Annotated in this window: 21 protein-coding genes; 12 read left to right on the forward strand and 9 right to left on the reverse strand. The window is 73.1% G+C overall.

Going from position 1 to position 20120, the window contains the following annotated elements:
- Positions 1-183 precede the first annotated feature (183 nt).
- A complete protein-coding gene (locus JNB62_RS01830; protein WP_220299152.1) occupies positions 184-1545 on the forward strand; it encodes a multidrug effflux MFS transporter in 1362 nt (453 codons plus the stop codon).
- Positions 1546-1554: 9 nt separating this feature from the next.
- Here JNB62_RS01830 and JNB62_RS01835 read toward each other — a convergent pair whose 3' ends face one another.
- Complete coding sequence (locus JNB62_RS01835; protein WP_220299153.1) at positions 1555-2055, reverse strand: nitroreductase family deazaflavin-dependent oxidoreductase; 501 nt, start codon at positions 2053-2055, stop codon at positions 1555-1557.
- A 66-nt stretch (positions 2056-2121) separates the two neighbouring features.
- On the opposite strand from JNB62_RS01835, the gene JNB62_RS01840 reads away from it, so the two are divergent.
- Genes JNB62_RS01840 through JNB62_RS01850 form a run of 3 tightly spaced genes read left to right on the forward strand, consistent with a single transcriptional unit; the run spans position 2122 to position 5554 of the window.
- Positions 2122-2802 (forward strand): phosphatase PAP2 family protein, encoded by a 681-nt coding sequence (locus JNB62_RS01840; RefSeq protein WP_220299154.1) that lies wholly within the window; start codon positions 2122-2124, stop codon positions 2800-2802.
- A 4-nt stretch (positions 2803-2806) separates the two neighbouring features.
- Positions 2807-4831 carry a helicase HerA-like domain-containing protein gene (locus tag JNB62_RS01845; RefSeq protein WP_223230854.1) on the forward strand — a complete coding sequence of 675 codons (2025 nt, stop codon included), beginning with the start codon at positions 2807-2809 and terminating at the stop codon, positions 4829-4831.
- A 45-nt stretch (positions 4832-4876) separates the two neighbouring features.
- Positions 4877-5554, forward strand: coding sequence for a DUF305 domain-containing protein (locus tag JNB62_RS01850; RefSeq protein WP_220299155.1), 678 nt, complete (start codon positions 4877-4879; stop codon positions 5552-5554).
- Positions 5555-5562: 8 nt separating this feature from the next.
- Here the strand turns inward: JNB62_RS01850 and JNB62_RS01855 are convergent, their stop codons facing one another.
- Positions 5563-6282, reverse strand: a complete 720-nt coding sequence (locus JNB62_RS01855; protein WP_220299156.1) for an IclR family transcriptional regulator — start codon at positions 6280-6282, stop codon at positions 5563-5565.
- A 23-nt stretch (positions 6283-6305) separates the two neighbouring features.
- Complete coding sequence (locus JNB62_RS01860; RefSeq protein WP_220299157.1) at positions 6306-7745, reverse strand: APC family permease; 1440 nt, start codon at positions 7743-7745, stop codon at positions 6306-6308.
- Between the two features lie 250 nt (positions 7746-7995).
- On the opposite strand from JNB62_RS01860, the gene JNB62_RS01865 reads away from it, so the two are divergent.
- The 7 genes from JNB62_RS01865 (at position 7996) to JNB62_RS01895 (ending at position 15537) form a co-directional block, all read left to right on the forward strand.
- Entirely contained in the window at positions 7996-8841 is an 846-nt protein-coding gene (locus JNB62_RS01865) for a hypothetical protein (protein ID WP_220299158.1), read from the forward strand.
- A gap of 17 nt (positions 8842-8858) precedes the next feature.
- The gene (locus JNB62_RS01870; RefSeq protein ID WP_220299159.1) at positions 8859-10745 is read left to right on the forward strand and encodes a copper amine oxidase; all 1887 of its coding nucleotides are present in this window, start codon (positions 8859-8861) and stop codon (positions 10743-10745) included.
- Positions 10746-10838: 93 nt separating this feature from the next.
- Complete coding sequence (locus JNB62_RS01875) at positions 10839-11537, forward strand: DUF305 domain-containing protein (protein WP_220299160.1); 699 nt, start codon at positions 10839-10841, stop codon at positions 11535-11537.
- Positions 11534-12118 (forward strand): signal peptidase I, encoded by a 585-nt coding sequence (lepB, locus tag JNB62_RS01880; protein WP_220299161.1) that lies wholly within the window; start codon positions 11534-11536, stop codon positions 12116-12118. Before JNB62_RS01875 ends, lepB begins: the two co-directional genes overlap by 4 nt.
- Positions 12119-12165: 47 nt before the next feature.
- Positions 12166-14538, forward strand: coding sequence for an FdhF/YdeP family oxidoreductase (locus JNB62_RS01885; protein ID WP_220299162.1), 2373 nt, complete (start codon positions 12166-12168; stop codon positions 14536-14538).
- Between the two features lie 82 nt (positions 14539-14620).
- Entirely contained in the window at positions 14621-15100 is a 480-nt protein-coding gene (locus tag JNB62_RS01890) for a MogA/MoaB family molybdenum cofactor biosynthesis protein (RefSeq protein WP_220299163.1), read from the forward strand.
- Positions 15100-15537 carry a molybdenum cofactor biosynthesis protein MoaE gene (locus tag JNB62_RS01895; protein WP_220299164.1) on the forward strand — a complete coding sequence of 146 codons (438 nt, stop codon included), beginning with the start codon at positions 15100-15102 and terminating at the stop codon, positions 15535-15537. The genes JNB62_RS01890 and JNB62_RS01895 overlap by 1 nt, the downstream gene beginning before the upstream one ends.
- Positions 15538-15548: 11 nt before the next feature.
- On the opposite strand, the gene JNB62_RS01900 is transcribed toward JNB62_RS01895, so the two are convergent.
- The 6 genes from JNB62_RS01900 to JNB62_RS01925 are packed head-to-tail and all read right to left on the reverse strand — an operon-like array spanning position 15549 to position 19518.
- Positions 15549-15782, reverse strand: a complete 234-nt coding sequence (locus JNB62_RS01900) for a MoaD/ThiS family protein (protein ID WP_220299165.1) — start codon at positions 15780-15782, stop codon at positions 15549-15551.
- The gene (locus JNB62_RS01905) at positions 15782-16051 is read right to left on the reverse strand and encodes a DUF6457 domain-containing protein (RefSeq protein ID WP_220299166.1); all 270 of its coding nucleotides are present in this window, start codon (positions 16049-16051) and stop codon (positions 15782-15784) included. Before JNB62_RS01905 ends, JNB62_RS01900 begins: the two co-directional genes overlap by 1 nt.
- Entirely contained in the window at positions 16048-16674 is a 627-nt protein-coding gene (gene mobA / locus JNB62_RS01910; protein ID WP_220299167.1) for a molybdenum cofactor guanylyltransferase, read from the reverse strand. The genes JNB62_RS01905 and mobA overlap by 4 nt, the downstream gene beginning before the upstream one ends.
- Positions 16671-17180, reverse strand: coding sequence for a cyclic pyranopterin monophosphate synthase MoaC (moaC, locus tag JNB62_RS01915; protein WP_220299168.1), 510 nt, complete (start codon positions 17178-17180; stop codon positions 16671-16673). Before moaC ends, mobA begins: the two co-directional genes overlap by 4 nt.
- The gene (locus JNB62_RS01920) at positions 17177-18418 is read right to left on the reverse strand and encodes a molybdopterin molybdotransferase MoeA (RefSeq protein WP_220299169.1); all 1242 of its coding nucleotides are present in this window, start codon (positions 18416-18418) and stop codon (positions 17177-17179) included. Before JNB62_RS01920 ends, moaC begins: the two co-directional genes overlap by 4 nt.
- Positions 18415-19518 carry a HesA/MoeB/ThiF family protein gene (locus tag JNB62_RS01925; RefSeq protein WP_220299170.1) on the reverse strand — a complete coding sequence of 368 codons (1104 nt, stop codon included), beginning with the start codon at positions 19516-19518 and terminating at the stop codon, positions 18415-18417. Before JNB62_RS01925 ends, JNB62_RS01920 begins: the two co-directional genes overlap by 4 nt.
- Positions 19519-19727: 209 nt before the next feature.
- Between JNB62_RS01925 and JNB62_RS01930 the strand changes: the two genes are divergently transcribed.
- Complete coding sequence (locus tag JNB62_RS01930) at positions 19728-20120, forward strand: TOBE domain-containing protein (RefSeq protein WP_220299171.1); 393 nt, start codon at positions 19728-19730, stop codon at positions 20118-20120.

Here is a 20120-nt window from a genome sequence, read left to right on the forward strand (position 1 = left end):
GCGGGGCCCGCGGTGTCGGGTGCTGGACTGCCCTCATCCTATGCGGCCGAATGCAAGCGGGGGCTGGGAAGCCGCCGACAGGCCGGTCTTGCGGGCGGTTGCCGGGAATCCGCTATCCTGGGTTCTCGAATCGATTCGACCTTCCTGTCGCCTGATTCCCGCGCCCCGAAACGAAATACGCCGTTGCTCGATACCGCCTCCGTTCCCGTCCAGAAGCCCGAAGACCGACCCGCCGAGCCCCGGCCGACGCCCCGCCCCGACACGAGCACCGGCGCCATCCGCACTCTGGGCAGCAACCCGGCCACCGCGCCGATCGTGCTGCATCCGGGCGACTCGATCACGCATCGCCGCCGCGTCCTGTACATCGTGCTGCTCGGTGCGCTCACGGCGCTCGGGCCGTTCACGATCGACCTCTACCTGCCCGCCTTCCCCGTGCTGGAGGAGGACTTCCAGACCACGGCCGCGCTCATCCAGCTGACACTCACGGGCACCATGATCGGCTTCGCCCTCGGTCAGCTGGTCGTCGGGCCGCTGAGCGACAAGGTCGGACGCCGCATCCCGCTGCTCAGCGTCACCGCGCTGCACGTGCTCGCGAGCACGGCGGCCGCCCTCGCGCCGACGCTCGAGCTCCTGTCGGTCGCGCGCGTGCTGCAGGGCGCCGGCGCCGCTGCCGGCGGCGTCGTCGCGGCGGCGATCGTGCGAGACCTGTTCGGCGGCCGCCGCCTCGTCGTGATGCTGTCACGCCTCGCGCTGGTCTCGGGCGTCGCGCCCGTGCTCGCGCCGCTCGTCGGCTCGGCGCTGCTGGCGGTCATGCCGTGGCGTGGCATCTTCGTCGTACTCGCCGTGTACGGCGCGATCATGCTCGTGTCGGCCATCATCTTCCTGCCCGAGACGCTGCCCAAGGCGCGCCGCCGCGAGCGCGGCGCGACGACGGTCTGGCAGCGCTACCGCAGCGTGTTCAGCGACCGCGTCTTCATCGGCGTGCTGATCATCGGCGGCATGACGTTCTCGGGCATGTTCTCGTACCTGTCGAGCTCGTCCTTCCTGTTCCAGCAGACGTACGGCTTCGACGCGCAGCAGTACGGCATCCTGTTCGCCGTCAACTCGCTGGGCGTCGTCGTGGGCGTGCAGACCGCGTCGCGCCTGGCCGCGCGGTTCGGCCCGCAGTGGGTCATGGCGTGGTCGACGGCGGTGCTCGTGCTCGCGGCATCCGCCATCGTCGTCACCGACCAGCTGGGCTTCGGCCTGTGGGGCACGATCGTGCCGCTGTGGATCTTCATCGCCGCGTGTGGCTTCACGTTCCCGTGCGTGCAGGTGCTGGCCCTCGACCGCCACGGCAAGGCCGCGGGGACTGCGCAGTCGATCGTCGGCGCGACGAACTTCGGCGTGGCGGGCCTCGTGTCGCCGCTCGTGGGCTGGATCGCTCGGGATGCCGGCATCACGGCCACCACGATGGCCTCGGTCATGGTGGGCTGCGCCGTCGTGGGCGTGCTGTCGCTGTGGCTCATCGTGCGTCCCCGCACGGTGGAGCGCCTCGCGCCCTGACGCGTCGGGTCAGTCCCCGGAGGGACGCACCGGCTGCAGCCGGAACAGCCGCACCGTGCGGCCGGACTCGCGCTCGTAGTTGCGGTACCCCGGCCACTGCGCCTCGATCCGCGCCCACACGGCGTCGCGCTCGGCGTCGGGCACCACGGTCGCGTGCACCGGCAGACGGCGCCCCCGCACCGTGATCGCCGCGTCGGGGTGCGCGAGCAGGTTGGCTGTCCAGGCGGGATGCCGCGCCCCGGCGAAGTTCGTTCCGGCGACGATCGCACGCCCCCGGCCGTCGGGCGTGTACATCAGCGGCACGTCCCGCGGCTCGCCCGAGCGCGCCCCGACGGTGTGCAGGATCAGCGAGGGGACGAGGAGCGCGCTCACCTGCACGCGGCCGCCCGACAGCCACGCGACCGCACGCTCGACCGGGGGCAGCAGCACGGGTCCGAGGAATCGCCGGAACACGCGGGTGCGGGTCAGCGGCGCGATCAGCGTGCGCAGCACATCGACGACAGCGGTCATACCGACATCCTGACCGGTCGCTGTCAAGCCGGGCGGATGCCGCACCCGGACAGGCAGAATGGGGCGATGACGGACGTGCGACGCCGAGAGGCAAGCCCCCGGGTGGCGACGACCGTCGTGGTCCGGCTGGTCGTGGGCGGAGCGCTCACCCTCCTCTCGGTCGCGCTGGGATGGTGGATCCTCACCCGCGGTGTGGAGCCGTTCCCCGTCGATGACTGGTGGAACACCCTCCTCGCCGAGTGGTGGCATCCTGCCCTCGCCGGATTCTCGCGTGTCATGAACTGGGTCGGCGGCGGCTGGTTCGGCGTGCTCGCGGTGCCCATCGCCGCAGCCATCGGCCTCGTGCTGCTCAAGCGGCCGTGGGCGGCCGCGTACTTCCTCGCGGCCGAGGCGGTGTCGGCCGGCTTCGTCCAGGTGCTCAAGCACGCGTTCGGACGCGTGCGCCCCGAAGACATCCTCGTCATCTCGGACTACGGCTCGTACCCGTCCGGCCATGTCGCCAACGCGGCCACGATCGCCGTCGCCGCGTTCGTCATCTTCCCGCGCGCGTGGGTGGCCGTCGTGGGGGCGGTCTGGGTCGTGCTGATGGCCTTCAGCCGCACCTATCTGCATGCGCACTGGCTGTCCGACACCCTCGGCGGCGCCCTCATCGGCGCCGGTGCGGCCCTGCTCGTCGCCGCGGCTTTCGCCGTCCCGCTGGACCGTGAGCGAAGGAATGACTCGTCCCGGAACGCCTGGCTAGGCTGAGCGCATGTCAGCCGCGCCCGAAACGCCTGCGTCCGAGTCCACCGCCACCGACCCGTCCGTCGCGGCCGCCGAGGCGGAGCTGGCACGGCTCCGTGCCGAGGCAGAGGCCGCCGAGGCTCAGCTCAAGGCGGCGCAGGCGAAAGCCGCGCTGGCGGCCGCCGAGGCCGAGGCGGCGAAGGCCCGGGCCGGCGGCCCTTCGACAGGCTCGGGGACCGGAGCTCGGGCTGCCGAGCAGGAGACCCCGGCTGCCGAGCGGGAGGCGCCGGCTGCCGAGCCGGCGGCCGCTGAGCCTGTCGAAGCGCCCTTGCCGGCGGCTGCTGAGCCCGTCGAAGCGCCCGCGCCGCCGGCATCCCCCGCCCCTCCTGCCGAGCCGGCCGACGGCGCGCCGCTCGACGCCGACGAGGTGGCCGCGATCGTGAAGGGGTACACCTTCGAGGCGACGACGCTCGACCTCGGTGCCCTCGTCAACGGCGAGCCGGTGCCCGAGGCGCAGATCCGCATCCCGCTCGGCATGATGAACCGCCACGGCCTCGTGGCGGGCGCGACCGGCACCGGCAAGACCCGCACGCTGCAGGGGCTGGCCGAGCAGCTCGCGGCGAAGGGCGTGCCGGTGTTCGCCGCCGACATCAAGGGCGACCTGTCGGGCGTCGCGACACCGGGGGAGTCGAACGAGAAGCTGCTCGCGCGGACGCGCGCCATCGGCCAGGACTGGAAGCCCGAGGCGTCGGTCACCGAGTACTTCGCGCTCGGCGGCGTCGGCAAGGGCGTCCCGGTACGTGCGACTGTGTCGGGCTTCGGGCCGCTGCTGCTGAGCAAGGTGCTCGGCCTCAACGCCACGCAGGAGTCGAGCCTCGGCCTCGTGTTCCACTACGCCGACGCCAACGGCCTGGCGCTCGTCGACCTGTCGGATCTGCGGGCCGTGCTCACGCACCTCACGAGCGACGAGGGCAAGGCCGAGCTGAAGGAGCTCGGCGGCCTGTCTGCGGCGACGGCCGGCGTCATCCTGCGCGAGCTCATCACCTTCGCGGATGCCGGTGCCGACGTGTTCTTCGGCGAGCCCGAGTTCGCGGTCACGGACTTTCTGCGAACCGCTCCCGACGGCCGGGGCTTCATCAGCCTGCTCGAGGTGCCCGGTGTGATCGACAAGCCGGCGCTGTTCTCGACGTTCCTGATGTACCTGCTCGCCGAGCTGTTCGAGATCCTCCCCGAGGTGGGGGATGCCGACAAGCCGAAGCTCGTGTTCTTCTTCGACGAGGCGCACCTGCTGTTCAAGGACGCGTCGAAGGACTTCCTGGCGGCGATCACGCAGACGGTGCGGCTCATCCGCTCGAAGGGCGTCGGCGTGTTCTTCGTCACCCAGACGCCGAAGGACGTGCCGTCGGACGTGCTCGCGCAGCTCGGGTCGCGCGTGCAGCACGCGCTGCGGGCGTTCACGCCCGACGACGCCAAGGCGCTGCGCGCCACCGTCGGCACCTACCCGAAGTCGGGTTACGACCTGGAGCGCGTGCTGCAGGAGCTCGGCACCGGTGAGGCGATCGTCACCGTCATGAGCGAGAAGGGCGCCCCGACGCCCGTCGCGTGGACCCGGCTGCGCGCGCCGCAGGGGCTCATGTCGCCGACCCCGGACCCCGCCATCGAGGCCGCCGTGAAGGCGTCGCCGCTGCTGGCCAAGTACGGGACGCCGATCGACCGCGAATCGGCGCGCGAGATCCTCGCGGCCAAGATGAAGGCGGCCGACGACGCCGCGGCCGCCGAAGAGGCGGCCCTCGCCAAAGCGAAGGCCGACGCCGAGTACGCCAAGCAGAAGGCGGCCATCGACAAGCAGCAGGCCGCCGCCGACAAGGCCGCCGCCGCGGCCGAGAAGAAGGCGCAGCAGGAGTATGAGCGTCTGCTCAAGAAGACCGCGGGCACCACGCGCACGTCGCGCAGCTCGCAGAAGTCGCCCATCGAGCAGATCCTGAACTCCAAGTCGACGCAGACTATCCTCGGGGGAGTGATCCGCGGGATCTTCGGCACCGGCAGACGGTGAGTCCGCGAAGGCCCCGGATCGACCCCGGATCCGGAAGGCCTTCGCGTGCGCAGACCGAAGACCGTCGCCGTGCTCGCGGCGGCGATCGTGGCCGCCGTCGCCGGTGCGACGCTCGCGGTGCTCGGCGTCCCGCTGGGCGAGTCGTCGCCGGCGAAGGCCGTGCCCAGCGCACGACCGTCGCCGGACGGGCCGGGCGCGACGGCATCCAGTCCGTCCGCCGCGATCGACGACACGGTGACCGCCGACGACTACTGCTACGTCGAGGCGATGATCTACTACCGCGTCAAGGAGGAGGAGCTCGCGCAGACGCTGCTGCGCAAGGACGGCCTCTCGCCGGCGGCCGAGGCGTTCGCGAAGCGCGTGGTCGGCGACGACGTCGCCGAGCTCGACGACCTGCGGGAGTGGTACGTGTCGTGGGCGCCGGCGCGCCCGCTCGACCCGCCCACGGGGGGCCCCTGCGCCGGGCACGGCTCGGACCACGCGCAGATGCCGGGCATGCCGTCATGGTCGAGCGAGCAGGCGCTCGTCGACGCCGCGCCGCCCGATGCCGAGCGCCGCTATGCCGAGATCGTCCGCGCCCAGAACGCCGGCATGGTCGCTGTCGTGTCGCTGATCCTCGACGGCGATCCGCACCCTGATGTGCGCGCCTCGGCGGAGGCCGTGCTCGAGCGCGAGCAGGCCGACGGCCCGCTCATCGACGAGATCCTGCGCCAGACGCCGTAGCGGGCTCGTCACCACCCGCTGAGGGATCCCAGCGGGGCGAGCGCGCGCGCCGCCTCGCGCAGCGCGCCCACGTGCCGCGCGGCGACCGACAGGCCGGCGATCGAGGTCGACAGTGCCACGGCGCCCACCGGGCGGGCGTCGTCGTCGTGGATCGGCACGGCGAGGCACCCCCGGTCGGACCTCAGCAGCGCGACCTGCTCGGTGTAGCCGCGGACGGCGTACGCCTCGTGGATCGGGCGCAGGTCGGCGGCCGACACCTCCGTCCGCCAGGCCGGAGCGTGCGGCATCCGCCTGTCGGGATGTGCGACGAGCCACAGGTGCCCGATGGCTGATCGTGTCGGGTCGGCCAGCAGCGCGTCGCGGTCCGACAGCGGGCGTCCGGCATCCTCGTCGATCACCAGGAGCCCCGCGCGGTGGAAGGCGAACAGGTGGACCGCCTCACCTGTCTGGGCGCGCAGCCGGTCCACGACCTCGGCGTGGGGCGGGCGCGTGCGGGCGCCGACCACGGCAGCGAGCTCCAGGACCCGCGTGCCGAGGAGGAACCCCGAGAAGTCCGAGCGCCGCACCAGGTACTCGTCGCGCACGAGCGAGTTGACGACCCGGTACACCGTCGCGCGGGGCGCGCCGACCGCGCGGGCGATGTCGGCAGCGGACGCGCCGCGGTCGTCGCGCGCGACCTGCTCGAGGATCTCGAGCGCCAGTCCCAGGCCCTTCTCGGGCAGTCGCATGTCGCCCACGATGCCCGCTCCGCTCACGACCGTGCCGGCCCGTCGAGGCAGTCCGCATCGGTCGGCCAGTCGTGCACGCCGATGCGTGCGCCCACGCCGGGATGACGGGCGATGCGCGCACAGCCGGCGGCGACGACGGCGGCGAGGATGCCGGTCGCCCACAGCAGCCCCGGCAGGTTGTCGCGCACGGTGGCGGCCAGATAGAAGCACAGGATGCACAGCAGACCGGCCAACGGCACGATGCACAGCACGGCCCCGCGCACGGTCAGCTCGCCGATCCGCCGGAGGAACGCCGGCGCCGCGGCGCACACCAGTGCATACGCGAGCACGAATCCGAGGATCGACGCCGGCGAGGTGACGACGCGCATGTCTTGGCGGCTGCCGCCCCACGCCAGCACCGCCACCGGCACCGCGGTGACCGCGGCGGCGAGCATCGCGCCGGCCGCCGCGGGCACACCGCGTCGTGACACGCGGCCGAAGGCCGCGGGGAGCAGCCCTTCGCGACTCATCGCGAAGGCGATCCTCGTCGCCGCGTTGGTCATCGCGAGCGCGCACGCGAGGAACGAGAGCGCGACGATCAGGTCGGTCAGGCGCGAGAGCCCGGTGACGGCTGAGAGGGATGCCGCACCCGGGCGGTCCGCGACGATGGACAGCTGCGCCGCCGTCCCCACGAGCATGACGACACCGGTCGCGCCGACGCTCACCATGATCGCCCGAGGAACCGCGGCGAACGGGCGCCGCGTCTCGGGACCGAGTGCCGCACCGCTCTCGAAGCCGACGAAGCCGATCAGCGCGAAGGCGACGCCGGTGATGATGGCGTCGAGCGAGAAGTCGGTCGCGCGCGGGACGAGCAGCGCGACGTCCCACCGTGTGAGGCTGAGCGCGGCGATCGACAGTCCCAGCACCGTCACGACGGCGATCGCCTCGAGCACGAACAGGATGCGCGTCGACATGCGCAGCCCGCGCGCCACGACCACCGCGATGACCGCTCCGAAGCCCACGACGAGCGTCATCACGAGCCACGGTGGAGCCTCTTGTCCGCTCAGCAGGCTCGCGATGCGCGCCGAGCCCGATGAGAGGGTGTTGACGGCGACCGCCAGGTAGCCGATGCCGAGCGCGGCGCCGGCCAGCAGCCCGGCGTGCGGTCCGAGCCCGCGGGCGGCGAACGTGTACAGCGAGCCGGTGCTGGCGATGCGGCGCGCGAACATGCCGATCACGAGCGCGACCCCGACCACGAGGGTGATCGTGATGGCGATGTCGAGGAACGCGAACGAGCCGCTGCGGGCATAGGCGGCCGCGGGATGCACCAGGAGGACGCCCGCGGGGGCGGTGGCGGCGACCGACTGCGCGACGACGTCGACGGTGCGCGCGTGCCGGCGACGGAGGCCGGCGAAGGGCGAGCGGGCGCCGAGGTCGCTGCGCGGACGTGCCCGCTCGATCGCGTCGGCGAGTGCGGTGCTCATGCATCCTCCTCGCTGTCGGCGCTGTCGTCCTGCGACTGGCCGCGACGCTACACGCGCAGCGTTGCGCGGAACGTCGGTGCATGTTTCGCCTGTGTGTCGTGGTGCGAGACGCGTGCGCGCACACCGCGTCCGGTCGTCTCACGAGGATTTCGCTCGGCGTTCGCGACCACACACGGAGGCGAAATCGCGCCGGCGAAGAATCGCCCCGGACGCGGGTGCGAGCCGCGTCCTCGTCAGCGAAAGGACTCCCGTGACCGAACAACAGCTCACGCCGCAGGGGGACTCGCCGCCCCCTTCGCCGCGGCACCCCTCCACAAGAGCGCGCCTGCTCGCCCCCCGTGCGCTCGGCATCGGCTCCGCGGTCGCCGCCGCCGCGGCCGTCGTCGCCCTCGTGTTCGCGACGCAGACAGCCGTCCAGGCGACGTCGTCGCCCGAGACGACGGCATCCACTCCCATCGCCGCCGACAGCAGCGACGAGGACGCTCCCGAGAAGGCGGCGGACGTTCCGAAGCCGGCGACGGTCGCGGCCGCGTACGACGGGCTGACAGGAGCCGAGGTCGAGTACGTGCGCTTCGTCGGCGCTCAGGATGCCGCCTTCGCAGCCGGCAGGGACGTCTTCGGCGAACCCGGACTGCAGTTCCTCTCGACCGACGTCGCCGACCCCCAGGCGTACGCCGACGGGCACCGCCGTCTGCTGTCGCTCTACTACGACTACGCCACCAACGAGACGGTCAGCATGATCGTCGACGTCACCACCGGGACCGTCGAGGCCGTCGAGCGGGCGTCGGGCACGCAGCCCGCGCCGACCGACGCCGAGACCTCGTTGGCGTGGGAGCTGCTGCTGGACTCGGAGTCGGCTCAGCCGGTCATCGACGAGTTCGCATCGCTCACGGGCGGCTCGGTCCTCACGCCGACGTCCGCCGAGGTCCTTCTCACCGCGCATTCCTTCACGACGGATGCCGGAACCTTCGGCGCCGAGTCCTGCGGCGTCGACCGCTGCGTGCAGCTGCTCGCGCAGGTCGACGGCGGCGCCTTCCTCACCACCAGCACGTACGTCGTGAACCTCTCGACGCGTGCCGTCCTGTCCATCTCATGATCACGGAGACCCTCCCGATGAAACGAACCTCCCTCCGCCGGCTCCTCGGCGCAGGCACCGCGATGGCCCTGCTCGCGGGCGGCCTCGTGCTGTCCGCGCCCGTGGCCGCCTCGGCGCAGACCGTCACCGAGGCGTCCTGCTCCGGCGACTCGCTCGTCTCGAAGACGCTCGAAGCCGGCTCGAGCTGGCAGATGTGCTGGCGTCTCGACACCTACCGCGGCCTCGTGCTCGACAAGGTGGCGTACCAGCCGCGCGACGACGCCGCGCCGATCCTCGTGCTGGACTCGATCGCCCTCGCGCAGCTCAATGTGCCGTACGACACGGGCGCCACCGAGTACAACGACGTCACCACCTATCAGGTCGGCGGTCGCCGGCTGCAGGCGATCGCCGCCGTCGACTGCCCCGTCGGCGAGGTGCGCACCGCATGGGTCGACGCCACGCGCGGCGACATCCCGGCCGTCTGCATCGGCGAGGAGGACTCGGGTCTCGCGTACCGCTCGAACATCACGAACGACGCGCTGTACGCCGCGCAGGGCACCGACCTCGTGCTGCACACCGTGTCGCGCATCGGCTGGTACGAGTATCAGACCGAGTACCGCTTCCACGACGACGGCGAGATCTCGGTGCGTCTGGGCGCCACCGGCGACCTGTCGCCCAACGACTACGTCAACGTCGTGAACCAGGGCTGGCCGATCGCGCCGGGCCAGGAGGACTTCGCCGTCAACCACTACCACTCGGCGTTCTGGCGCGTGGACTTCGGCATCGACTCGGGTGCCAACCAGGTGGTCGAGAAATTCGCGACCACCCCCACGGGCGAGTACGGCACCACGGGCGACACCGGCCACACCGCGATCCTGGAGACCCAGCTCACTCAGATCAGAACCGAGACGAAGACCCTCGGGTCCAACCGCGAGGCGTACCGGGTCGTGAACCCCGACAGCCTCAACGCGGACGGTCACGCCCGGTCGTACGAGATCATCGTGCCGCGCGACCAGGCGTACAACCTCAACCCCGAGACCGACTTCGACATCGCCTTCACGTCGGCCAAGTCGGACGAGATCCACGCCAGCCACAACCTGATCCCGTCGAAGGCAGGTCAGATGGTCACCGACTACATCGCCGACGGCGAGACGCTCGACGACCCGGTGGCGTGGGTGAACGTCGGATTCCACCACATCAACCGCGACGAGGACCAGAGCCCCATGCCGATCCACTGGCAGGGCTTCACGCTCTATCCGCGTGACTTCGCCGCACAGAACCCCAACATCCCCGAGGGCCGCAAGTGGGTCAACGGAGACATGCGCGGGGTGCCGAACCCGAACATCACCCCGACGCCCACCGCGTCGCCCACGCCGACGCCCACGACCGAGCCGACGGGGGAGCCGACTCCGACGGCGACGCCGACGACGCCCGGTAACGGCAACGGGAACGGGAACGGGAACGGCAACGGAGGCGGCAACGGGAACGGGAACGGCACGACGCCCACCGCTGCGGTGACGTTCGGCCAGTCCGAGGTCGCTCCCGGAGCATCGCTGACGGCATCGGCGTCCGGCTTCGCGCCGGGCGAGACCGTGAGCGCCGTCATGCACTCCGACCCCGTCGACGTCGGCACCTTCGTCGCCGACGCCGAGGGCGACGTGGACGTCCAGTTCCTCGTGCCGTCGGACACGCCGGCCGGCGAGCACACGCTCGTGCTCACCGGGCAGACGTCGTCGGCCGTCGCGCAGGGCACGTTCACGGTGGCCTCCGCGTCGCCGTCCGCGATCCTCGGGGCCCTCGCCTCGACGGGGACGGACGCCAACCGCTGGGCGCTGTCGGGGCTCGTGCTCCTCGTCGCCGGAGCGGGTCTTGCGGGCGCATCGTGGTATCTGCGCCGTCAGCGGAGCGCCACGGCGCACGCCTGACCGTCCAGGGGGCGGCGCGCCACCCGTGCGTCGCCCCCTGGCGCATTCACACCGGGACCGCGAGACGCGGCATCCTCTCGGAAGGGACTCCCCATGCGCAGTCGCATCGCCCGACTCGGCGTCGTGCTGGCCCTGTCGACAGCGGCGCTCGGCGTGGCCGTGGCCGCGCTCGGCCTGACGACACCTCCGCCGTCGCAGCCGCAGGCGTCGGGCGTGCGGATGGATGCCGCGGCCGCGGGCTTTCCGACGGCCGAGGACCACTGCTACATCGAGGGCATGATCCCGCACCACGAGCAGGCGCTCGAGCTCAGCGGCCTCGTGCTCGACGCCGCGGGCGTCCGGGAGCGCACGCGGGCGCTGGCGGAGTTCATCGTCGCCGACCAGACCGCTGAGATCGAGACGATGCGCGCATGGCAGTCCGCCTGGCAGCAGGCCGTGCAGTCCGGGACGACGGCCGTCGGGCACGGCGGAGCCCACGCGGGCGGCCACGCAGAGGATGCGGGCGCGGCATCGCCGGCGACACCCACCGCGTGCGGCGATCACCCGCATGCGCAGATGAAGGGGATGGCGAGTCCGGCCCAGGTGGCGGCGCTGGATGCCGCCGAGGGAGCGGCGGCCGACCGGATGTTCCTCGAGTTGATGATCGCGCACCACGACGGCGCGCTCGAGATGGCGGAGGCGGCGGTGCGCGGCGGGTCCAACGCCTACGTGCGCACCTCCGCGAAGCACGTGCTCGTCGAGCAGGCACGCGAGATCACGGCGATGAGCGCGCTGCTCGCCGAGGCGCCGTGAGCAGCGCGGTGGCCACGGCTCTGCGTTCGGCGGCTGGAGGCGCCCCGGCGGTGCGACCGTCGGCGCCGCGCCGACGGCGCGCGGTCGCCGCGGCGGCGGCCGTCGTGATCCCCGCCGTCGCGGCTGCCCTCGCGCTCGCGGCCTTCGGTGTGGCGACCGTGCGCAACGACTCGATGGCGCCGACGCTCCGAGGCGGCGACCATCTGGTGTTCGATCGCTGGACCACCCCCGTCCGGGGTGACGTCGTGCTCCTCGTCGACCGCGAAGGATGGTCGGGCACCGCCGGAGCCACGCTCGTGAAGCGCGTCGTGGGCGTCGCCGGCGACGTCGTGGTGTGCTGCGAGGCGGGCAGCGGCCGGCTCCTCGTCAACGGCGTGCCCTCCGACGAGGCCTACGCGGGCGACAGCCGCCCCGGCGGCGACATCCCGTTCCGGGTCGAGGTGCCCGAAGGCGCCGTCTGGGTCATGGGCGACAACCGTGCCGCGTCCGCAGACTCGCGGCTCTCGCTGTCCGAACCGGGCCACGGCGCCGTGCCGCTGGAGGATCTGCGGGGAACGGCGAGGCTGTGGTGGAGCGGCTGAACCGCGATCCGTGCGCATCACGCGCGCGCCGCGGCTAGCCTTTCGATATGGCGACGAAGCCCCCGGCAGCCGACATCGACGAATCCCGCGTGCACGTGACGCGACCCAAGCAGGTCGCGGTGGGCGTGCCCGCCGTGCTGCACGCGCTGCAGATCGCCAACGAGCAGATGGGGGTCAGCCGGTCGGTGCAGACGCTGCTGCGCGTCAACCAGAAGGAAGGGTTCGACTGCCCGGGCTGCGCGTGGCCGGAGGAGGACAAGCGGCACATCGCCGAGTTCTGCGAGAACGGCGCCAAGGCCGTGGCCGAGGAGGCGACGCTGCGCCGCGTCGGCCCGGAGTTCTTCGCGGCGCACTCGATCGACGAGCTGCGGGCCCATGACGACTGGTGGCTCGGCCAGCAGGGCCGCCTGACTCAGCCGATGCTGCGCGAAGCGGGGGCGACGCATTACCGCCCGATCTCGTGGGACGACGCGCTGACACTCGTCGCCGACGAGCTGCGCGCCCTCGACGATCCGGACGAGGCGGTGTTCTACACGTCGGGGCGGACGTCGAACGAGGCGGCGTTCCTCTACCAGCTTCTCGTGCGGGGGATCGGCACGAACAACCTCCCCGACTGCTCGAACATGTGCCACGAGTCATCGGGCTCGGCCCTCACCGAGACGATCGGCATCGGGAAGGGCACCGTGTCGATCGACGACATCCACGAGGCCGACCTGATCATCGTCGCGGGCCAGAATCCGGGCACGAACCACCCGCGCATGCTGTCGGCGCTCGAGAAGGCCAAGCAGCGCGGGGCGACGATCATCGCCGTGAACCCGCTGCCCGAGGCCGGACTGATGCGCTTCGAGAACCCGCAGACGGTGCGCGGCGTCGTGCTCGGCGGCACTCCGCTCGCCGACGGCTTCGTGCAGATCCGCCTCGGCGGCGACCAGGCGCTGTTCCAGGCGATCGGCAAACATTTGCTCGAGGCCGAGGACGCGTCGACAGGCTCGGCGACCGGGGAGCGGGTGCTCGACCACGATTTCATCGCCGCGCACACCAGCGGCTTCGAGGCGTACCGCGATGCGATGAGGGATGCCTCGTGGCCCGAGCTCGTCGCCGCGACCGGCATCCCCGAAGACGCCCTGCGGCGCGTCGGCGAAGCCGTTCGCACCTCGAAGGCGACGATCGTGTGCTGGGCGATGGGGCTGACGCAGCACAAGCACTCCGTCGCGACGCTGCGCGACGTCGTCAACGTCCTGCTGCTGCGCGGCGACATCGGACGCCCCGGTGCCGGCGTGTGCCCGGTGCGTGGCCACTCCAATGTGCAGGGCGATCGCACCGTGGGCATCTACGAGAAGCCGTCGGAGGCGTTCCTCGCGGCGCTGGACCGCGAGTTCGCGTTCACCGCCCCTCGCGCGCACGGCTTCGACACCGTCGAGGCCATCCGCGCCATGCGCGACGGACGGGTGAGGGTCTTCGTCGGCATGGGCGGCAACTTCGTGTCGGCCACACCCGACACGGCGGTCGTCGAAGCGGGCATGGCGAACGTCGGACTCACGGTGCACGTGTCGACCAAGCTCAACCGCTCGCACGTCGTGACCGGGCGTCGGGCCCTGATCCTGCCGACGCTCGGCCGTACCGACCGCGACCGCCGCACGGCGCCCGACGGCACGGCGCGCGAGCAGCGCGTCACCGTCGAGGACTCGATGGGCGCCGTCCACGCCTCGCGCGGTCGGCTCGCGCCGCCCTCCGAAGACCTGCTCAGCGAGGTGGCGATCGTCGCACGGCTGTGCGCGCTCGTGTTCCGCGAGCGCGACGACCAGGCGCGGCCTCCCGGTGACGCCCCGCACGCCGACTGGGCGGCGCTCGAGGGGGACTACGCCCTCATCCGCCGGCACATCGAGCGTGTGATCCCGGGGTTCGACGACTACGAGCAGCGCATCGACAAGGGGCGGACGCTGCACCTTCCCAACGGTCCTCGCGACGCCCGCAGTTTCGCGACGCCGGACGGGCGCGCCCGGTTCACCGTCAACCCGCTCGAGTACCCGGTGATCCCGCCCGGGCGCCTGCTGCTGCAGACCCTCCGGTCGCACGACCAGTACAACACCACGATCTACGGCAAGGACGACCGGTATCGCGGCATCCACGGCGGGCGGCGCGTGGTGCTCGTGAACGCGCTCGACATCGAGGCGCTCGGCTTCGCCGAGGGCGAGGTCGTCGACCTGGTGTCGGAGTGGACGCGCCCCGACGGCGCGGTCGAGGAGCGTCGTGCCCCCGGATTCCGCATCGTGGCGTACTCCACTCCGCGAGGCAACGCCGCCGCCTACTACCCCGAGACCAACGTGCTCGTGCCGCTGGATTCGGTGGCCGACGTGTCGGGAACGCCGACGTCGAAGTCCGTGATCGTGCGGCTGGAGCGCCGCAGCGACGCCGGGTAGCGGCATCGACTCTTCCCGCGGTGGTGGTCGCGGAGGTGTGCCCGGTCGCCCGCCCCGTGCCGGCACCTTCTAGGCTGGGCACATGACCCGAGCCGCCGTCGTCACCGTGTCGGACCGGGCGGCCCACGGCGTCCGCGAGGACGCCAGCGGCCCCGTCGCGGTCGCCGCCCTGCGCGAGGCCGGCTTCTCGTGCGACGACGCCGTGGTCGTCCCCGACGGCGCCGACAGTGTCGAACGGGCCCTCACCGCACTGGTGGTCGCCGGCGTGCGGCTCGTGATCACGACGGGCGGCACCGGCGTGGCGCCGCGCGACCAGACCCCCGAGGGCACGGCACGGGTCGTGACGCGCGAGGTCCCCGGCATCGCCGAGGAGCTCCGCCGACGCGGCGCCGCCGAGAAGCCGGCGGGCATGCTCACCCGAGGCATCGCGGGTGTCGTCGATCCGCACGGCGTGCTGGTGGTGAACCTTCCCGGTTCGCCCGCCGCCGTGACCTCGGGCATGCCGGTGGTGCTGTCGGTCGCGCGCCATGTGATCGACCAGCTGGGAGGAGGGGACCACTGATGTCTGCCACCGGCGCCGTGCGCCTCGCGGCGATCAGCGCCGAGCCGCTCGACCTCGACGCGCACCTGCGCGCGGTGGACGACCCGCGGATGGGCGCCGTCACGACGTTCGTCGGGCGCGTGCGCGACCACGACCCGGATGCCGCCACCGCCGTCGTCGCCCTCGAGTACTCCGCGCACCCCGACGCCGAGGCGACGCTGGCGCAGCTCGCGACGACCGCCGCGGCGGACACGGGGGCGCTGGTCGCGGTCTCGCACCGGGTGGGCACCCTCGCCGTCGGCGACGCGGCCGTCGTGATCGCCGTCGCGTCGGCGCACCGCGCAGAGGCGTTCGAGGTGTGCCGCACGCTCATCGAGACGATCAAGACCGGCCTGCCGGTGTGGAAGCGTCAGCTCGAGACCGACGGCACCGCCACCTGGCTCGGCCTCGGCGGCTGACCGGCGCGGGCTCAGCCGCCGGCGAACGGCGGCAGCACGTCGACCAGGTCGTCGGCGCCCAGGGGCGTGTCGTCGTCGACGCGTGAGCCGCCGACGAGCACGGCACAGCGGGGGAGGATGCCGCCCAGACCCGGGTGGGCCGACGTGACGGCCGCGCGCAGCGCGCCGAGGGTGGTCTCGGAGCGGCGCTCGGTGTCGAGGCCGGCGGCCTCCTGTGCGGCGGCGAAGTAGCGGACGACGGCCACTACTGGTCCCAGCCCTCGGCGAGGTCGGCCACCTCGCGCAGCGCGGCGATGACCTGTGCCGGATCGGTGCCGGCGCGGCCGGCGGCGAGCCCGGCCGCGAAGGCACCGAGCGGGGCGGCGGGACGCGCGACGTTGTTCGCCACGACCTTCGTGAGGTCGAGCACGGCCGCGACAGGGACGTCCTCGGGCGACAGTCCCAGACGCTCGCGCAGGGCGGCGGCCCAGTCGTCGAGGGCCTCGGGCGGAAGGGTGCGGGGCTGCTCGCTCATGACGGCTCCTCGGTGTGCGGGCGGTGCGCGTCGGCCCGGGCGCGGGCCTCCTCCAGATCCTGCCACGTGTCGACGTCGCGGGTCAGTTCTCCGGGCACCGAGACCACGGTGATCGCCAGATCGTCGAGCAGGCCGCGCATCGAGGCATCGGCGCCTGCGTTCGGGAGAGTGGATGCCGCGGCCCGCAGCGCACGCGTGCGGTACACGCCGATCAGCCACTGCGGGCGGCTCGACGCGTCGCCCAGGCACAGTCCGTCGGTGTCGGAGGGGAGGAGCACGATGTCGTCCACGAGGCGCCGCACGGCGACGTCGGCCGAGGGGAGGTCGCATGCCAGCACGAGCGTCCACTCGGGATCGTCCACCGCCGGCCAGGACGCCAGCGCTGCCACGGTCGCCGCGGCGGGGCCGGAGAACGGCGGCTCCTCACGCACCCACGTGACAGGCAGGGTCTCATCGAGGACGGGCGCGACGACGGTGACGGGGCGTGCGCCGGCGTCGAGCGCGGCCTGCGCCGCGGTCGCCAGAAGGGTGCGCCCTCCCACGTCGAACAGCGGCTTCGCGGCACCGTCGACACGCGCGGCGCGCCCGCCCGCGAGCAGGATCGCCCCGAGCCGCGGCGTCACGACTGCGCTTCGCCCGGGCGCACCCAGTCGCCGCTCTTGCCGCCGGTCTTCGAGACGATGCGCACACCCTCGATCGAGGTGCCCTTGTCGAGCCCCTTCACCATGTCGACCACGGCCAGGGCCGCGACCGACACCGCGGTGAGCGCCTCCATCTCGACGCCGGTGCGGTCGGCGGTGCGCACGGTGGCCTCGACCGCCACCCCGTCGTCGTCGATCATCACGTCGACGGAGGCGCCGTGCACGCCGATGACGTGCGCGAGCGGCAGCAGCTCGGGGGTGCGCTTGGCTGCCTGGATGCCGGCGATCCGCGCCACCGCGAGCACGTCGCCCTTCGGCACCGCGCCGTCGCGCAGGGCGACGACCACGTGCGGGGCGCACCGGACGAATCCACGTGCGGTGGCCGACCGGACGGTCGGCTGCTTGAGCGTGACGTCGACCATCCGCGCGTGGCCGGCGGCGTCGAGGTGGGTGAACGTGGGCTCGGCGCCCGGCGCGTCGGTCGTCATGAGATCAGCATGACATCGACGAGGTCGCCCGCGGCGACGGCATCCACCTCCGCCGGGACGACGGCATACGCCTCGGCGCGGCCGAGCCCGCCCGCGAGGTGCGAGCCCCCGGACGTGGCGGGGCGCACGCGCCACGCCTGCGGGTCGGTGCGGTCGATCGTCGCGGGGAGGTACTGGCGACGGCCGGGCGGCGTGCGCCACGCCACGGCGGCCGGCAGCGACAGCACGCGCCGGTCGGCGGTGGTGCGGCCCTGCAGCCGCAGCAGCGCCGGCCGCACGAAGACCTCGAACGACACGGCGGCGCTCACCGGGTTGCCCGGCAGGCCGAACAGCAGCGCGCCCGAGGGCAGCCGCCCGAACCCCTGCGGCTTGCCCGGCTGCATCGCGAGCTTCGTGAACGCCATCGTCGCGGCCAGCGTGGTCTTGACCACCTCGTACGCGCCCGCGCTGACGCCGCCCGAGAACACCACGACGTCGGCCGCCCCGCCCTCGGGTGCGACGACCTCGGCGAGCAGCGCGTCGAGCAGCTCGGGTTCGTCGGGCACGCTGTCGCGCCGCACGACCACGGCCCCGGCCTCGGCCGCGAGCCCGGCCAGCAGCACGCCGTTGGACTCGGGGATCTGCCCGCGGCGCAGCGGATCGCCGGGCGCGACCAGCTCGGTGCCGGTCGAGATCACGGCGACGCGCGGAGGCCGCGTCACGACGACCTCTGCGACGCCGGCCGCCGCGGCGGCGGCCACCTGCAGCGGGCCGAGCGGGACGCCGGCAGGCAGCACCTCCGCGCCTCGCCGGGCGTCCTCGCCCGCGCGGCGGACGTGGGCGCCGACGGCGTGCGGCGCGCGCAGCACGCGCACGTCGCCCAGCGAGTCGACGAGTCCGCCCGCGGTGTCTTCGAACGGCACGATGGCGTCGGCGGCCGTCGGCACGGGCGCCCCCGTCATGATGCGGGCGGCCTCGCCCGGACCGAGGACGGGGTCGGCCTCGGTGCCGGCGGGCAGATCGGCGACGACCCTGAGCACGGCAGGGTGGGCCGGCGTGGCGGCATCCACATCCGCGAAGCGCACGGCGAAGCCGTCCATGGCGGAGTTGTCGAACACGGGGATGTCGACGGCGGCGCGCACGGGCTCGCGCAGCGTGCGGCCGTAGGCGTCGGGGAGTGCGACACGTTCGGCGGCGAGCGGCCGGGCCGCCGCCAGCACGTCGGCGAGGTGCTCCTCGACGGTGCGCAGTCCGCTCATGCGGGCGTCGTCTCGTGGGTCCACGCGTCGAGACCGCCCGAGAGGACGGACGCCTCGACCCCGGCCGCGCGCAGCGCCCGGGCGGCCTGCAGCGCGCGCATCCCCATCTGGCACACGACGACCACGTGTCCGGCCGTGATCCCGGCGGGGTGGGCCAGCACGTCTCCGAGGGGCATCAGCAGCGAACCCGCGATGACGCCGCGCGCCGTCTCGGCGGGTTCGCGCACATCGAGCAGCACGGCCCCGTCGCGCTGGGCGGCCAGCGCCTCGTCGGGGGTCAGCTGCGGAATCGGTGCCGCGTCCGCGGGTGCGGCGGGTGCCACGGCGACCGCGGCCGCGGGGCGCAGCGGCACCTCATCGGTGCGGCCGCGCAGTGCGTCGATCACGAGCACCCGTCCGTACAGCGGCTCGCCGACGCCGGTCACGAGCTTGATCGCCTCGGTCGCCAGCAGCGACCCGACCTGCAGGCACAGCGCCCCGAGCACGCCGACCTGGGCGCACGAGGGCGCGTCGGCGGCGGCATCCGGCGGATACAGGTCCGCGAGCCGCAGCGGCGCGGTCCCGGCGGGCGGTGCCGACCAGAACACGGTCGCCTGCGCGTGGAACTCCTGCACGACGCCCCATACGAGCGGCACGCCGAGGTCTTCGCAGGCGGCGGCGACGGCCGCGCGCGTGGGGAAGGTGTCGGTGCCGTCGATGACGACGTCGGCGCCCGCCAGCAGTTCGCGCGCGGTGTCGGGCGTGAGGAGCGCCTGCACCGGGCGCACGAGGGTCGTCGGCGACAGCTCGGCGGCGACGCGGACGGCCGAGTCGACCTTCGGCGCGCCGACGTCGGTCACGCGGTGCATCACCTGACGCTGCAGATTGGATGCCTCGACCCGGTCGTCGTCGATCACCGTCAGCGTGCCGACCCCGGCCGCGGCCAGCGCCAGCACGGCCGGCGAACCGAGCCCGCCGGCCCCGACCACGGCGATGTGCGCGGCGGCCAGGCGGCGCTGCGCCTCGTCGCCGAAGCCCGCGAGGACGCGATGCCGGGACGTGCGCGTGCGTTCGGCGTCGCCCAGCGCGGCGACCGGCTCCACGAGCGGGGGAAAGGCCATGTCCACAGGCTAGTCGCGCGAGCGCCCGCGGGCCCCAGGCGGCGCAACTCAGGGACGGCGCATGCCGACCCGAGGCGCCGCTGTCCCACTGCAACTCGGGACCCGTGTCGCAACGCGCGGAGGGAGAGAGCGGCGGCTTGGCCGGCAGGCACGCAGATGCGGTCTGAACAGGCGATGCGGACCGCAGATGCGGATGCTAGGTTGTCGCCGTGACGAGCTACAAGATCGCCGAGGCGGCTCGGCTCCTCGGCGTCAGCGACGACACCGTGCGGCGATGGGTGGACGCCGGTACGCTGCCGACGACCGGCGCCTCGCCCGTCGAGATCCCGGGTGAGGCTCTCGCGGCCCACGCGGTCGAGCTCGCCCGGACGCCCGGCGATCCCGCTGATGTGCTGTCCAGCGCGCGGAACCGGTTCGTCGGGCTCGTGACGCGCGTGCAGGCCGACGGCGTCATGGCGCAGGTCGACATCCAGGCGGGGCCGCATCGCGTGGTGTCGCTCATGTCGTCGGAGGCCGTGCGCGAGCTGGGCCTCGAACCCGGCTCGCTCGCCGTCGCCGTCGTGAAGGCCACCACCGTCATCGTCGAGACGCCGAAGGCCTGA

The sequence above is a fragment of the Microbacterium jejuense genome (assembly GCF_019511665.1).
GTDB classification, from domain to species: Bacteria; Actinomycetota; Actinomycetes; order Actinomycetales; family Microbacteriaceae; genus Microbacterium; species Microbacterium jejuense_A.

Bases quoted from the DNA above. Each gene is read 5' to 3' on its own strand.
- JNB62_RS01835 (WP_220299153.1), bottom strand. From the start codon at position 2,055: ATGACCGCTGTCGTCGATGTGCTGCGCACGCTGATCGCGCCGCTGACC.
- JNB62_RS01840 (WP_220299154.1), top strand. From the start codon at position 2,122: ATGACGGACGTGCGACGCCGAGAGGCAAGCCCCCGGGTGGCGACGACC.
- JNB62_RS01845 (WP_223230854.1), top strand. From the start codon at position 2,807: ATGTCAGCCGCGCCCGAAACGCCTGCGTCCGAGTCCACCGCCACCGAC.
- JNB62_RS01855 (WP_220299156.1), bottom strand. From the start codon at position 6,282: ATGCGACTGCCCGAGAAGGGCCTGGGACTGGCGCTCGAGATCCTCGAG.
- JNB62_RS01860 (WP_220299157.1), bottom strand. From the start codon at position 7,745: ATGAGCACCGCACTCGCCGACGCGATCGAGCGGGCACGTCCGCGCAGC.
- JNB62_RS01870 (WP_220299159.1), top strand. From the start codon at position 8,859: ATGAAACGAACCTCCCTCCGCCGGCTCCTCGGCGCAGGCACCGCGATG.
- JNB62_RS01875 (WP_220299160.1), top strand. From the start codon at position 10,839: ATGCGCAGTCGCATCGCCCGACTCGGCGTCGTGCTGGCCCTGTCGACA.
- JNB62_RS01885 (WP_220299162.1), top strand. From the start codon at position 12,166: ATGGCGACGAAGCCCCCGGCAGCCGACATCGACGAATCCCGCGTGCAC.
- JNB62_RS01890 (WP_220299163.1), top strand. From the start codon at position 14,621: ATGACCCGAGCCGCCGTCGTCACCGTGTCGGACCGGGCGGCCCACGGC.
- JNB62_RS01895 (WP_220299164.1), top strand. From the start codon at position 15,100: ATGTCTGCCACCGGCGCCGTGCGCCTCGCGGCGATCAGCGCCGAGCCG.
- JNB62_RS01905 (WP_220299166.1), bottom strand. From the start codon at position 16,051: ATGAGCGAGCAGCCCCGCACCCTTCCGCCCGAGGCCCTCGACGACTGG.
- moaC (WP_220299168.1), bottom strand. From the start codon at position 17,180: ATGACGACCGACGCGCCGGGCGCCGAGCCCACGTTCACCCACCTCGAC.
- JNB62_RS01920 (WP_220299169.1), bottom strand. From the start codon at position 18,418: ATGAGCGGACTGCGCACCGTCGAGGAGCACCTCGCCGACGTGCTGGCG.
- JNB62_RS01925 (WP_220299170.1), bottom strand. From the start codon at position 19,518: ATGGCCTTTCCCCCGCTCGTGGAGCCGGTCGCCGCGCTGGGCGACGCC.